We start from the raw sequence: 12668 nt of genomic DNA, 5'->3' as shown, positions 1-12668 counted from the left end.
GCCCACGCGCTAGACTCGTCGCCCGTCGTCGCAGGACGCTTGCGGTGCAATGCCGCTCGACGGCCGTCTTGTGTCCTTGGGGGGACGACTCTTGAATGCTGCAGCCGACCGTACCGAATCCAGCCGCTCCGGACCAAAGGTGCCGTTGCGCGACCACGTCGCGACTTCCATCCGGCGTTACCTGGGCGACCTCGATGGCTGCGACAACGGCGACCTGTACGAGATCGCCCTGCGCGAACTGGAGATCCCGCTGTTCGCCGAGGTGCTGTCCCACTGCGAGGGCAACCAGAGCCGCGCCGCCGGGATGCTCGGCATCCACCGCGCGACGCTGCGCAAGAAGCTGCGCGAGTACGGCCTGGCCTGACCGGCGCGGGGCCGCATCGACGCGGCCGCTATAATCGCGGGCTTCCCCGAAGCCTGGACCACCCCATGACTGCCGCCTCCCTGCCGCCGGTGAAGATCCGCCGCGCGCTGCTGTCCGTCTCCGACAAGACCGGTCTGGTCGAACTGGCCCGGGCGCTGGCCGGGTACGGCGTCGAGCTGCTGTCGACCGGCGGTACCGCGCGCGCACTGCGCGACGCAGGGCTGGACGTGCGCGATGTAAGCGACTTCACCGGTTTCCCGGAAATGATGGACGGCCGGGTCAAGACGCTGCACCCGCTGGTGCACGGCGGCCTGCTCGGGCGCGCGGGCGTCGACGAGGCGGTGATGGAGGCGCACGGCATCGGCGCGATCGACCTGCTGGTACTCAACCTGTACCCGTTCGCTCGGGTCGCGGCCGATCCGTCGAGCAGCTTCGAGGATGTCATCGAGAACATCGACATCGGCGGCCCGGCCATGCTGCGCTCGGCCGCGAAGAATTTTGCCCGCGTCGCCGTCGCCACTGCACCTGCGCAGTACGACGGCCTGGTCGCCGAGCTGGGCGCCAACGACGGCGCGCTGTCGGGCCGCACCCGCTTCGCGCTCGCGGTCGCTGCGTTCAATGACGTCGCCCATTACGACGCGTGCATCAGCAACCACCTGTCCGCCCTGCAGGACGACGGCACCCAGGCGCTGTTCCCGGCGCAGAGCAACAGCAGTTTCGTGAAGATGATGGACCTGCGCTACGGCGAGAACCCGCATCAGCAGGGCGCCTTCTACCGCGACCTGTGGCCGGTGCCGGGCACGCTGGCGACGTTTACCCAGCTGCAGGGGAAGGAGTTGAGCTTCAACAACCTCGCCGACTCCGACGCGGCGTGGGAATGCGTACGCCAGTTCGATGCGCCCGCCTGTGTGATCGTCAAGCATGCCAACCCGTGCGGGGTCGCGGTCGGCGCCGGCAATGGCGAGGCCTACGAGGCGGCCTACGCGACCGACCCGACCTCCGCGTTCGGCGGGATCATTGCGTTCAACCGCCCCCTGGATGCGGCAACCGCCAAGGTCATCCTCGACCGCCAGTTCGTCGAGGTGCTGATCGCGCCCGACTACGAGCCGGCCGCGCTCGAGTACGCCAGGAAGAAAGCCAACGTGCGGGTGCTGAAGATCCCGCACGGCGAGGGCCGCAACAACTTCGACATCAAGCGGGTCGGGTCCGGCCTGCTGATGCAGACCAGCGACAACCGCGAGGTGGGGCGCGACGAGCTGAAGGTGGTGTCGAAGCTGGCCCCGACAGAAGCGCAGCTGTCGGACCTGCTGTTTGCCTGGCGGGTCGGCAAGTTCGTCAAGTCCAATGCGATCGTCTACGCGAAGGACCTGCGCACCATCGGCGTTGGCGCTGGCCAGATGAGCCGGGTGGTGTCTGCGAAGATCGCCGGGCTCAAGGCCGGGGAGGCCGGGCTGGTGGTGCTGGGCTCGGTGATGGCCAGCGACGCGTTCTTTCCGTTCCGCGACGGCATCGACGCCGCCGCCGCCGCCGGCATCAAGGCCGTCATCCAGCCCGGCGGCTCTATGCGCGACAACGAAGTGATCGCCGCCGCCGACGAGCACGGCATCGCGATGGTGTTCACCGGCGTGCGGCACTTCCGGCACTGACCGTTCGGCGCAACGCCAGGTGGTCCGGTGGCGCCGTCGCCGGATCGCGGCTGAAGCCGCTCCTACGGGAAGCCGACGCCCCACTCGGCTGGGATGAGCGACGCAAGTTGCGACCCGCCGAACGGACGGGGCCATGTACAGGTCGCGACTCACGTCGCTCCTACGGGAAGCCGCCCGCGTCCACCCGCCCCGTAGGAGCGGCTTCAGCCGCGATCGGCTACCACCAGCCCGCGCCTGGTCCCGCGCGCGCCGAGTCCCGCCCGCCTAATCGCGTTCGCGCCAGATCTCGTGGTCCACGCCATCCCCCAGCTCGGGGTAGTCGGCGATATGGAACACCGGCCAGCGCCCGGCATCGAGCTGCCGGTCGTAATCGCGGGTCAGCTTAACCACCACCCCCGACAGGCCCAGCAGGGCAGCAAGGTTGAGCGTGGCCATCATCGCCATCGCGGCGTCCGCCGCGCTCCACACCAGTGGCACCTGGGCGTGGACGCCCCAGACGATCACCGCCAGCGCCGCGGCGCGCAGCAGGAACAGGCCAACGTCGCCACCGCCCAGGTACAGCAGGCCGTTCTCGGCGTAGGCGTAGTTGCCCAGGATGGTGGTGAAGGCGAAGAAGAACAGTGCGATCGCGGCGAACCAGCTGCCCCACGGACCGAAGAACACCACCAGCGCGTTCTGGGTGATCACCACGCCGTCGCCGCCGTCGCCGAGCACGCCCGACAGCAGGATCATCAGCCCGGTCGCGGTGCAGATCAGCAGGGTGTCGATAAAGACACCGAGCGACTGCACCAGGCCCTGGCTGGCGGGATGGTGCGGCACCGGCGTGGCCGCCGCGGCGATGTTGGGCGCACTGCCCATGCCGGCCTCGTTGGAATACAGCCCGCGCTTGACGCCGTTGAGCATCGCCGCGGCCAGGCCACCCATCAGGCCACCGGCCGCCGGCTCCAGTCCGAACGCGCTTCGCACCACCAGCGCCAGCACCGCGGGCACCTCGGCGATGTGGGTGACCACCACCCAGACCGCCAGCCCGAGGTAGGCGAGCGCCATGAACGGCACCACCCACTCGGCCACGCGCGCGACCGAGCGCACCCCGCCGAAGATAATCAGCGCGGTCAGCAGCACCAGCGCCGTCGCGATCTGCGCCTCGCTGAAACCGAACGCGAGGTTGAGCGACTGCGCCATCGCGTTGGCGTGCACGCTGCTGAAGATCAACCCGTAGGAGAACACCAGGCAAACCGAGAACGCCACGCCCAGCCACGGCATCTTCAGCCCGCGGGACATGTAGTAGCCCGGTCCGCCGCGGTATTGGCCATCCTCGTCGCGGACCTTGTACAGCTGTGCCAGCGCACTCTCCGCATACGCGGTGGCCATGCCGACCGCGGCCACCACCCACATCCAGAACAGCGCGCCCGGCCCGCCCAGGCTCAGTGCGATCGCCACGCCGGCCAGGTTGCCGGTACCGACACGCGACGCCAGGCTGGTGCACAGCGCCTGGAACGGCGAAATGCCCGCTTCGTCGCCATCGGTGCCGCGGCCGATGACCCGCAGCATGTGCGGGAGCCGACGCACCTGTAGCACTTTCAAACGCACGGTAAAGAACAGGCCCACCGCAATGAGTCCGTACACCAGCACGTAGTCCCACAGCACGCTGTTGACCAGCGCGACGGCCGGGGCCAGGACGGATTCGATGGCTTGCAGCGGTGTTTGCATCGGCGGCGGGCTGGTGGGATGCGGCGATGCTAGCAGCCGGTCGCCCGGCCATCGGCGAGTCCGTAGAATCGTCCCGACACGCGCCTTCCGGGGTTCCGGGAAACCGCACGCCCGCACGCGGGCGCAGCCCCCCGGCGCCTGCCCCGGCTGACCATCAAAATCAGGATCACCCCCAATGAAAGTGCTTGTCATCGGCTCCGGCGGCCGCGAACACGCCCTCGCCTGGAAGCTCGCGCAGTCGCCCCGCACCAGCGAAGTGCTGGTCGCCCCCGGCAACGCTGGCACCGCCAACGAGCGCGGCTGCCGCAACGTCGCGGTCGAGGCGACCGATATCGACGGCCTGTTGGCGCTGGTGCGGCGCGAAGGGATCGCGGTGACCGTGGTCGGCCCGGAGGCGCCGTTGGTGGCGGGCGTGGTCGACCGCTTCCGCGCCGCCGGCCACCGCGTCTTCGGGCCGACCGCGGCGGCGGCCCAGCTGGAAGGCAGCAAGGCGTTCGCCAAGGATTTCCTGGCCCGCCACGGCATCCCCACCGCGCACTACGCGGTGCACACCGACCTGGCGCAGGCGCTCGCCCACGTGCGCACCACGCTCGAGGGCGCCGCCGACCAGCGCATCGTCATCAAGGCCGACGGCCTGGCCGCGGGCAAGGGCGTGATCGTCGCCACCAGCCTGGCCGAGGCCGAAGCGGCGGTCACCGACATGCTGGCGGGCAATGCGTTCGGGGCGGCCGGCGCGCGCGTGGTCATCGAGGAGTTCCTCGACGGCGAGGAGGCGAGCTTCATCTCGGTCGTCGACGGCAAGGTCGCGCTACCGATGGCGACCAGCCAGGACCACAAGCGCGCCTTCGACGGCGACACCGGCCCCAACACCGGCGGCATGGGTGCGTACTCGCCCGCACCGGTGGTGACCCCGGAGGTGCATGCGCGGATCATGCGCGAGGTGGTCGAGCCGACCGTGCGCGGCATGGCCGCCGACGGCGTCCCCTTCACCGGCTTCCTCTACGCCGGCCTGATGATCGACCGCGACGGCGCACCGAAGGTCATCGAGTTCAACGTCCGCTTCGGCGACCCCGAGACGCAGCCGGTGATGATGCGGCTGCAGTCGGACCTGCTCGACCTGGTCGAGGCAGCGATCGCCGGTCGGCTGGCGTCGGTGCAGGCGCGCTGGGACCCGCGGCCGGCGGTCGGCGTGGTGATGGCCGCGGAGAACTACCCCGGGACGCCGCGCACCGGCGACCCGATCGGCAGCTGGGACGTCCCCGAGGTCGGCGACAGCAAGGTCTTCCATGCGGGCACCGGGACGGTTGATGGCCAGGTCGTCACCACCGGCGGTCGCGTGCTGTGCGTGTGCGCGCTTGGCGCGACGGTCGGCGAGGCGCAGCGCCATGCCTACGAGGCGGTGGCCGGCATTTCCTGGCATGGCGAATTCCACCGCCACGACATCGGCTGGCGGGCGATCGAACGCGAGCAGGCCGGCCGGGACGACTGAGCGGCCGCGCACGGCAAGGCCCCGCTCACGCCCGATGGGCGATGCTGGGGCACCGTGTCGACCACAGGAACCGCCACCATGCCCCAGCTGTCCATCCTGGAACTCGGACGCGTCCGCGAAGGCGGCGACCGCCGCACGGCGCTGGATGAAGCCCGTGCACTGGCCCGCCACGCCGAAGGCTGGGGCTATCGGCGGTTCTGGATCGCCGAGCACCACAACATGCCGGCGGTCACCACCGCCGCGACGTCGCTGGTCATCGCCCATGTGGCCGCGGGGACCTCGACCATCCGCGTCGGCGCTGGCGGGATCATGCTGCCCAACCACGCGCCATACATCATCGCCGAGCAGTTCGGCACGCTGGCGACGCTGTTCCCGGGACGCATCGACCTTGGCCTGGGCCGCGCGCCCGGCACCGACCAGGCCACCGTGCGCGCATTGCGGCGCGACCCCGGCAGCGCCGACCGCTTCCCCCAGGACGTGCTCGAACTGCAGGCCTGGCTCGGCCCGGTCGCGCCGGGCCAGCGCATCGAGGCGGTACCCGGGTCGGGCACCGAAGTGCCGCTGTGGATCCTGGGCTCCAGCCTGTTCGGCGCGCAACTGGCGGCGGAACTCGGCCTGCCGTACGGCTTCGCCTCGCACTTCGCGCCGCAGATGCTCGACCAGGCGCTGAGCGTATACCGCTCGCGCTTCAGGCCCTCGGCGCAGCTGGATCGCCCCTACGTCCTGGCCGGCATCAACGTGATCGCCGCGCCGACCGACGACGAGGCGCGGTACCTGGCCACCTCCCAGCAGATGTCGTTCGCGGGCATCTTCCGTGGCGAGCGCAGGCTGACCCAGCCGCCGATCGACGACATCGAGCGCTACTGGACGCCGCAGGAGAAGCAGCAGGCCTCGCAGATGCTCGGCGGCAGCGTCGTCGGCAGCCCCGACACCGTGCGCGCCGGGTTGCGGGCGTTCGCCGAACGCACCGACGCCGACGAGCTGATGGTGGTGTCGGACGTGTTCGACTTCGGCCTGCGGCTGCGCTCGTTCGAGATGATCGCGGCCGCGAACGCTGCCAACACCGCGGACGCCGGCTGACCGGCCGCACCACCGCGCAGGCGGCAAAACCGTTCTGCTAGGCTCGCGCGGTCACCCCGGGGGCCGCGCATGTCGTCCAACCAGTACGCGCTGCTGCGCCAGCGCCGCTTCCTGCCGTTCTTCCTGACCCAGTCGCTGGGCGCGTTCAACGACAACGTCTACCGGCAGGCGATCATCGGCATGCTGTTCTGGCTGGGTGTGTCGAGCGCGGACAAGGCGCTGTACGCGAACCTCGCGCCGGCGCTGTTCATCCTGCCGTACTTCCTGTTCTCCGCGCTGGCGGGGCAGATCGCCGAGCGGACCGAGAAGGCCACGCTGATCCGGATCACCACCGCGATGGAAATCGCGATCATGTCGCTGGCGGCGTTCGGCTTTGCCACCACCAACATGGCCGTGCTGCTGGTCGCGCTGTTCCTGACCGGTGTCCAGTCGACCCTGTTCGGGCCGGTGAAGTATTCAATGCTGCCGGCAGTGCTGCAGCCGCGCGAGTTGACCGGCGGCAACGGCCTGGTCGAGATGGGCACCGCGCTGTCGATCCTGCTGGGCATGGTCGCGGGCGGCTCGGTGTTCGCCATCGCCGGCGACCACGGCCCCTGGGTGGCCGGAGGGGCCGTGGTTGCACTGGCCATCAGCGGCCATCTGGTCAGCCGGGCAATCCCGCCCGCCGGCGCCGGCATGCCGGAATTGCGGATCAACTGGAACCCGATCCCCGAATCGCTCGCGGTGCTGCGGCTGGCCAGGCGCCAGCTGGCGGTGCGCAACGCGGTGCTGGGCGTGTCGTGGTTCTGGTTTGTCGGCACGGTGATGACCAGCCAGCTGCCAGCCTATGCCGAGGTCAACCTGGGCGGCTCGGCGACGCTCTACATCTTCGCGCTGGCGCTGTTCTCGATCGGCACCGGCACGGGCTCGATGCTGTGCGAGCGGCTTTCGGCCCGCACGGTCGAGATAGGCCTGGTGCCGCTGGGCGCGTTTGGCATGAGCGCCTTCATGCTCGACCTGTACGTCGCCCGTCCCGGTGAAGCGCTGGTCTCCGGGCTGGACGTCGCCGGCTTCCTTGCACAGGACGGCAGCTGGCGGATCGTCATGGACTTGGTGGGTATCGGGCTGTTCACCGGCCTGTTTGTCGTGCCGCTGTTCGCCCTGATCCAGAGCCGTACCCCGAAGGCCGAGATGTCGCGCGTGTTCGCCGGCCTCAACATCCAGAACTCCGGCTTCATCGTCGCTGCGGCGCTGCTCGGGCTGGCCGCGCAACGCGTGCTGGGGTGGACGATTCCGCAGGTGTTCCTGGCGCTGGCGGTGGCCAACACGCTGGTGGCCGTATGGATCTTCACGATCGTGCCCGAGTTCCTGATGCGCTTTCTCAGCTGGGTGCTGGTGCGCACGCTCTACCGGCTGCGCGCGCGCGGGATCGACCACATTCCCGAGGAGGGTCCGGCCCTGGTGGTGTGCAACCACGTCAGCTACATGGACGCGCTGATCCTGGCCGCGAGCATTCCGCGGCCGGTGCGCTTCGTCATGTACTACCGGATCTTCGACATCCCGGTGATGCGCTGGATCTTCCGCACCGCCAAGGCGATCCCGATCGCCGGGGCTAGGGAGGATCCCGCGCTGATGCAGCGTGCGTTTGACGAGATCGATGCGGCATTGGCCGACGGCCAGGTCGTCGGAATCTTCCCCGAAGGCCGGCTGACGGCGGACGGCGACATCGCCGCGTTCAAGTCCGGGGTGGAGAAGATCCTGGCGCGTGCCGCCCAGGCGGGCCGGCCGGTGCCGGTGGTGCCGATGGCGCTGCGCGGGATGTGGGCGAGCATGTGGAGCCGGCGCGATTCGCGATTCGGCCGGATGCGGGTGCCGCGCCGGTTCCGGGCCCGTGTCGCGGTGGTGGCCGACGCGCCGGTGGACGGCGCGTCGGTCGATGCGGCGATGCTCGAGGCGCGGGTGCGCACCCTGCGCGGAGACGCCGCCTAGGAACGCGCAGTGGCGCCGGCAGCCAAGCCGCCGGCTATCGGGCTCAACTCACCCAGCCGGCGATCACGAACAGCGCCAGCACCGCCAGCCACACCAGCAGGCACCGCCATACCAGGCTCATGGCATCACGCAGCTCCGGCAACTCGCCGATGGCCACCTGCCCGTCGGCATAGTCGGCGTCCGCCGCGTCGGCCGCCATCTCGCTGCGCACGCTTGCGCGACCGGCCGCGAGCAGGAACCGGTGATCGGCACGGAACGAGGCGCCCCCGGCCTCGCGCCAGGCGCCCAGCACGCTGTCGAAATTGCCAACCAGCGCCAGAGCAAGCGTCATCAGCTGTGCGACCGGCCACTCCAGCACCGCCAGCAGGGTCCGCGCACCGCCGACGGTGCGCTGCGGTAGCGCGCGCGCGGCGTCGCCCGCCACCGACAGCACCAGCAGCCGGTACAGCAGCGCGCCGAACGGCCCGAGCAGCAGGAACCAGAAGAGCACGCCGAACCAGCGCCGCATCGCGTTGCGGAACACCGCCTCGACCAGTGCCGGTCCTTCCGGCACGGTCGCGCCATCGGTCGACAGCCGCGCCGCGGCCTCGCGACGGCTGGCCGGATCGCGCGCCTGCGCGATGGCCTCGACATCGACATCGAGGTCGCGCGGGCCCCAGGTGTAGAACAGCACCGCGACCCCGAACACCAGCTCGGCCAGGCCGAGCATGCGTGCATCCAGTGACAACTGGAACAGGCCGACCGCCACCAGCGGCGGCAGCAGCGCCAGGGCGATGCCCCAGCGGCCGCGCCAGAAGCTGCCATCGGGGAACTGGCCGTTGAGCCAGCCGATCCAGTCGCGGTACCAGCCGTAGCGGCGCACCGAAACGGCCAGCGACGGGGCCAGGTGTCCAAGCACGAGCGCGACGACGGCGGCGATCAGGGTGACTGACATGGGGGATGGTTCCTCCGCGCCCGGCATCGCCCGTGGCGACGCGGTGCCGTGACAGGTGCATGCATGCGGCCGGTCCGCATGCGCCACGATTCTAGCGCGAGCCGCCCCCGGCCCCGCACGCCTGCAGCGCGTCGCGGTCGAACGCGTCGAGCCACTGGCTCACCAACCAGCGCGAGATCGAGATCGACGTCGACAGCAGCGGGCCGCGACCATCGTCATCAGCGTCCCGCGCCATCGCCGCACGGACCTCGTCGGCCTCGAACCATGCCGCCGATTCGAGCTCGTCGCCGGTGACCGGCGTGTCGGGCTCGGCGATCGCGATGAAGCCGAGCATCAACTGCCCCGGGAACGGCCACGGCTGCGAACCCAGGTAGCGGCAGCCACGCACGCGCACGCCGGCTTCTTCCAACACCTCGCGGGCGACCGTCTGCTCGAGCGTTTCACCGGGTTCGACGAACCCCGCCAGCACTGAATGGCGGCGGGCCGGCCAGCCGCGTTGGCGACCCAGCAGCAGCCGCCGGCCGTCGGTCACCGCGACGATCACCGCCGGGTCGGTGCGCGGGTAATGGTCCGATCCGCAATCCTCGCAACGGCCCTGCCAGCCGCCACGGGTGAACGTGACCGCACCGCCGCACGCACCGCAATGGCGGTGACGCTGACGCCAGTGCTGCAGCGCGCGCGCCTGCGCGAAGATCCCGGCCTCGAAGGCCGGCCAGCGCGCGGCGGCGGTGCGCAGGTCCAGCCGACCGGCGCCGCCGGCCGCGGTCAGTTCCGCATCCAGCGCAAACCAGCCGGTACCGGCCGGGTCACGTCCGAGGAAGATCGCCGCGCCAGGGCCGCCCGGGCCCTCGCTCAGCTCGCGTCCGGTCGGGGCAAAGAGCGCACCTTCGTGGCCCACCGACGCGTTGCCCTCGGCGTCCAGCAGCACCACCCGTCCATCCGACCACAGCGCGGCCAGTGCCGCCGGGTCGTCGCGCAATGCGTCGGCGCGGTCGAGCACCCCGTGGCAGGCGGGCTCATCGGCGATCTCGAGCGAGGCCACGCCGGTGGCGTAGGCGCCGGCAGCGACGAACGCGAACGGCGCCCCGGCGCTCACGTGGTGAACGAAGAGCCGCAGCCGCAGGTGGTCTTGGCGTTGGGGTTGCGGATGACGAACTGCGCGCCGTGCAGGCTCTCGGTGTAGTCGACCTCGGCGCCCATCAGGTACTGCAGGCTCAGCGGATCGACCAGCAGTGTGACGCCGTCGGTGCGCACCGCGAGATCGTCTTCGCCCTGCTCCTCGTCGAATTCGAACCCGTACTGGAACCCCGAGCAGCCGCCGCCCTGGATGTACACCCGCAGCTTGAGGGCCGCATTACCCTCCTCCGCAACCAGCTCGCGCACCTTGGCCGCGGCGGCGGAAGTGAACTGCAACGGCCGGTCGAGCGACTGGTAGTCGGGCTCGGCGGGGAGTCCAGGAAGGGGCAGGATCGGATCGGTCATCCGCCCATCATGGGGACTTTGGCCGGGCAATCAAGCCGGCGCCGCACCCCGCCGCCTATTCCGTGGCGGTGGCCGACGGCGTCGACCCCGTCGCCTGCGCCCAGGTGAACGACTGCTCGACCGCGGCGCCCGAACGCGGCTGCAACCGCACCGTCACCCGCACCGGCTCGAACCCTTCCGGCAGGAACACGTCGCCCTGCACCTGCTGGAAATACTTGAACGAGTACTCGATGCCCGGCGCGTCCTCCTGCTGTCGCAGGGCATCCCAGTCGAGCTTCTGCAACCGTCCGCCGCGCGACCCCTCGACCGACAGGCTCAGGCGGCCGGTACTCACCGCGCCTCTGTTGAGATTCTGGGTCAGGGTCGACTGGAAATGCCACGCCGCGTCGCTCTGCGGCTGCAGGGTGATCGCATGCACGCTGAGCCCGCGGCGCTGCGCAGTGGCTCCGACCAGCCGTTCGTAGAAGGCCACGTCGGCCCGCAGGCCGGCGATCTCCTCGTCGCGCTCGGCCAGCGTGCCCTGCAGTTCGCGGTTCGCCTCGCGGCTGATCTGATCTGAGCGCGACAGGGTGGCGACACGCTGCTGCAGTTCCGCATGGTCGGCCTGCAGCGCCTTGCGGGCGTCCTCGCTGGCGGCCAGGCGTTGGTGCGCGTCACCCGGCGCCGGCGCCAACACGCGCCACACGCCCCACGCGCCGAACACCAGCGCCAGTGCCACCACGACGGTGATCGCCCGGCGGGTCCGTTGGGGTGCAGCTGCTGTCTCGGAAAGGGGCATCGCCGTCACCGCAGTAAAGTGGTGCGGCGAGCCTACAACGTCAGGGGTCGACGCTCAGCCAACGACCCGGACCAGGTCGACCCGGGCGTCGTCGTCCGGGAGCTCCGCGGGCTGCGCCACGGACTCCACGTGCAGCAGGCGCCCGCTCAGGCGCGAGCCGGCCGCCATCTCGACCACCTTGTAGTGCACGTTGCCGTCGACCCGGGCCTTGGCGGCCAGTTCGAGCCGCTCGCTGGAATGCACGTCGCCCTCCACCCGGCCGTTGATGACCACCACCGGCGCGCGGATCTCACCCTCGACGCTGCCGCCGTCGGCCAGCGTCATCACCGCCTTGGCGCCGTCCTCGGCATGCACCCGGCCGACTACCCGACCCTCGACGTACAGCCCGCCACTGAAGACCAGGTCGCCGTGGATCACGACCTGCGGGCCGATCAGCGTATCGACCTGCCCCTCGGGCAGGCTCGGCTTGTTCTTGAACATGGTTCAGGTTTCCCCGGTTTCTGAAGGTTGCACCCAGGCGACGGCCTGCTCGAGCGAGGCGTTCTCGCCGCGAAGGGAGACGCGCACGCGCTGCGGGACGAACCCGTCCGGCAGCATCACGCTGCCCTGGAGTTGCTGGAAATAGCGGAAGGAGTACGGCTGGGGCGGCGCGGCGTCGCGCTGGTGCAGGTCGGCCCAGTCGATAACCGCGAGCTTGCCGTCACGCACGCCCTCGATGTCGAACCGCAGCTTGCCGGCGGTTACCGCCCCGCGGTTGAGGCTCTGGGTGAGGACGATCCTGTACTGCCAGGTGCCGGCGGTTTCAGGCATGAAGTCCGCCGAGTGCACGCTCAGACCCTTCGGCTGCTTGGTGGCACCGGCCAGCCGCTCGTAGAAGGCCAGGTTGGCACGCAGGTCGGCAATCTGCCCGTCGCGTTCGGCCAGCGCCTGCTGGACCTCACGGTTGGCCGCGCGGCTGATCTGGTCGGACCGCTCCAGCGTGGCTTGGCGCTGGCGCAGCTCGGCCAGTTCGCGCTCGGCCTTTTGCAGGCGCCCATGAGCACTGTCCAGGGCCGTCGTGAGGTCGGGCAGTTGCGGCGCGGCCACCCGGCTGGCGGCGCTCCAGGCGACGGCCAGGGTCAGCACCCAGCCCAGCCCCAACACCACCCACCACAGGGGGCGGCGGTCGGGCCGACGCGGCACGATGACGTAGCGTGTTTGGGTATTCCGGCTCATTG

Annotated in this window: 12 protein-coding genes; 5 read left to right on the top strand and 7 right to left on the bottom strand. The window is 70.4% G+C overall.

All coding sequences use genetic code 11. The annotated features are described in order from the left end of the window. Nucleotides 1–91 precede the first annotated feature (91 nt). Both fis and purH read left to right on the top strand, forming a co-directional pair. Nucleotides 92–364 carry a DNA-binding transcriptional regulator Fis gene (fis, locus tag KOD61_RS02555; protein ID WP_215219513.1) on the top strand — a complete coding sequence of 91 codons (273 nt, stop codon included), beginning with the start codon at nucleotides 92–94 and terminating at the stop codon, nucleotides 362–364. A gap of 65 nt (nucleotides 365–429) precedes the next feature. Next, complete coding sequence (purH, locus tag KOD61_RS02550) at nucleotides 430–2010, top strand: bifunctional phosphoribosylaminoimidazolecarboxamide formyltransferase/IMP cyclohydrolase (protein WP_215219512.1); 1581 nt, start codon at nucleotides 430–432, stop codon at nucleotides 2008–2010. Between the two features lie 264 nt (nucleotides 2011–2274). On the opposite strand, the gene KOD61_RS02545 is transcribed toward purH, so the two are convergent. Then, nucleotides 2275–3720, bottom strand: a complete 1446-nt coding sequence (locus KOD61_RS02545) for an alanine/glycine:cation symporter family protein (protein ID WP_215219511.1) — start codon at nucleotides 3718–3720, stop codon at nucleotides 2275–2277. A 175-nt stretch (nucleotides 3721–3895) separates the two neighbouring features. On the opposite strand from KOD61_RS02545, the gene purD reads away from it, so the two are divergent. The 3 genes from purD (at nucleotide 3896) to KOD61_RS02530 (ending at nucleotide 8257) form a co-directional block, all read left to right on the top strand. After that, nucleotides 3896–5209 carry a phosphoribosylamine--glycine ligase gene (purD, locus tag KOD61_RS02540; RefSeq protein ID WP_215219510.1) on the top strand — a complete coding sequence of 438 codons (1314 nt, stop codon included), beginning with the start codon at nucleotides 3896–3898 and terminating at the stop codon, nucleotides 5207–5209. Nucleotides 5210–5287: 78 nt separating this feature from the next. Then, nucleotides 5288–6289 (top strand): LLM class flavin-dependent oxidoreductase, encoded by a 1002-nt coding sequence (locus KOD61_RS02535; RefSeq protein WP_215219509.1) that lies wholly within the window; start codon nucleotides 5288–5290, stop codon nucleotides 6287–6289. A gap of 69 nt (nucleotides 6290–6358) precedes the next feature. Further along, a complete protein-coding gene (locus KOD61_RS02530; RefSeq protein WP_215219508.1) occupies nucleotides 6359–8257 on the top strand; it encodes an MFS transporter in 1899 nt (632 codons plus the stop codon). A gap of 43 nt (nucleotides 8258–8300) precedes the next feature. Here KOD61_RS02530 and KOD61_RS02525 read toward each other — a convergent pair whose 3' ends face one another. From KOD61_RS02525 to KOD61_RS02500, 6 genes are all read right to left on the bottom strand, one after another. Further along, nucleotides 8301–9191, bottom strand: a complete 891-nt coding sequence (locus KOD61_RS02525) for a cobalamin biosynthesis protein (protein ID WP_215219507.1) — start codon at nucleotides 9189–9191, stop codon at nucleotides 8301–8303. 91 nt (nucleotides 9192–9282) lie between these two features. Continuing rightward, nucleotides 9283–10233 (bottom strand): NAD(+) diphosphatase, encoded by a 951-nt coding sequence (nudC, locus tag KOD61_RS02520; RefSeq protein ID WP_215220250.1) that lies wholly within the window; start codon nucleotides 10231–10233, stop codon nucleotides 9283–9285. Between the two features lie 50 nt (nucleotides 10234–10283). Beyond that, nucleotides 10284–10673 carry an iron-sulfur cluster insertion protein ErpA gene (erpA, locus tag KOD61_RS02515; protein ID WP_215219506.1) on the bottom strand — a complete coding sequence of 130 codons (390 nt, stop codon included), beginning with the start codon at nucleotides 10671–10673 and terminating at the stop codon, nucleotides 10284–10286. A 55-nt stretch (nucleotides 10674–10728) separates the two neighbouring features. Continuing rightward, entirely contained in the window at nucleotides 10729–11451 is a 723-nt protein-coding gene (locus KOD61_RS02510; RefSeq protein ID WP_251370629.1) for an ATG16 family protein, read from the bottom strand. A gap of 54 nt (nucleotides 11452–11505) precedes the next feature. Next, entirely contained in the window at nucleotides 11506–11931 is a 426-nt protein-coding gene (locus tag KOD61_RS02505; protein WP_215219505.1) for a bactofilin family protein, read from the bottom strand. A 3-nt stretch (nucleotides 11932–11934) separates the two neighbouring features. Next, nucleotides 11935–12666: a DUF6776 family protein gene (locus tag KOD61_RS02500; protein WP_215219504.1), complete on the bottom strand. Its 732-nt coding sequence runs from the start codon at nucleotides 12664–12666 to the stop codon at nucleotides 11935–11937. Nucleotides 12667–12668 lie beyond the last annotated feature (2 nt).

This window comes from Lysobacter luteus, from assembly GCF_907164845.1.
Lineage (GTDB): Bacteria > Pseudomonadota > Gammaproteobacteria > Xanthomonadales > Xanthomonadaceae > Novilysobacter > Novilysobacter luteus.
Note: the sequence above shows the minus strand (reverse complement) of the source record. Positions and strands in the feature narration are given on the sequence as shown.

Excerpts from the sequence above, each read along its gene's own strand:
- KOD61_RS02500 (WP_215219504.1), bottom strand. The coding sequence starts at position 12,666 with ATGAGCCGGAATACCCAAACACGCTACGTCATCGTGCCGCGTCGGCCC.
- KOD61_RS02510 (WP_251370629.1), bottom strand. The coding sequence starts at position 11,451 with ATGCCCCTTTCCGAGACAGCAGCTGCACCCCAACGGACCCGCCGGGCG.
- KOD61_RS02505 (WP_215219505.1), bottom strand. The coding sequence starts at position 11,931 with ATGTTCAAGAACAAGCCGAGCCTGCCCGAGGGGCAGGTCGATACGCTG.
- purD (WP_215219510.1), top strand. The coding sequence starts at position 3,896 with ATGAAAGTGCTTGTCATCGGCTCCGGCGGCCGCGAACACGCCCTCGCC.
- KOD61_RS02545 (WP_215219511.1), bottom strand. The coding sequence starts at position 3,720 with ATGCAAACACCGCTGCAAGCCATCGAATCCGTCCTGGCCCCGGCCGTC.
- KOD61_RS02525 (WP_215219507.1), bottom strand. The coding sequence starts at position 9,191 with ATGTCAGTCACCCTGATCGCCGCCGTCGTCGCGCTCGTGCTTGGACAC.
- KOD61_RS02535 (WP_215219509.1), top strand. The coding sequence starts at position 5,288 with ATGCCCCAGCTGTCCATCCTGGAACTCGGACGCGTCCGCGAAGGCGGC.
- KOD61_RS02530 (WP_215219508.1), top strand. The coding sequence starts at position 6,359 with ATGTCGTCCAACCAGTACGCGCTGCTGCGCCAGCGCCGCTTCCTGCCG.
- erpA (WP_215219506.1), bottom strand. The coding sequence starts at position 10,673 with ATGACCGATCCGATCCTGCCCCTTCCTGGACTCCCCGCCGAGCCCGAC.
- purH (WP_215219512.1), top strand. The coding sequence starts at position 430 with ATGACTGCCGCCTCCCTGCCGCCGGTGAAGATCCGCCGCGCGCTGCTG.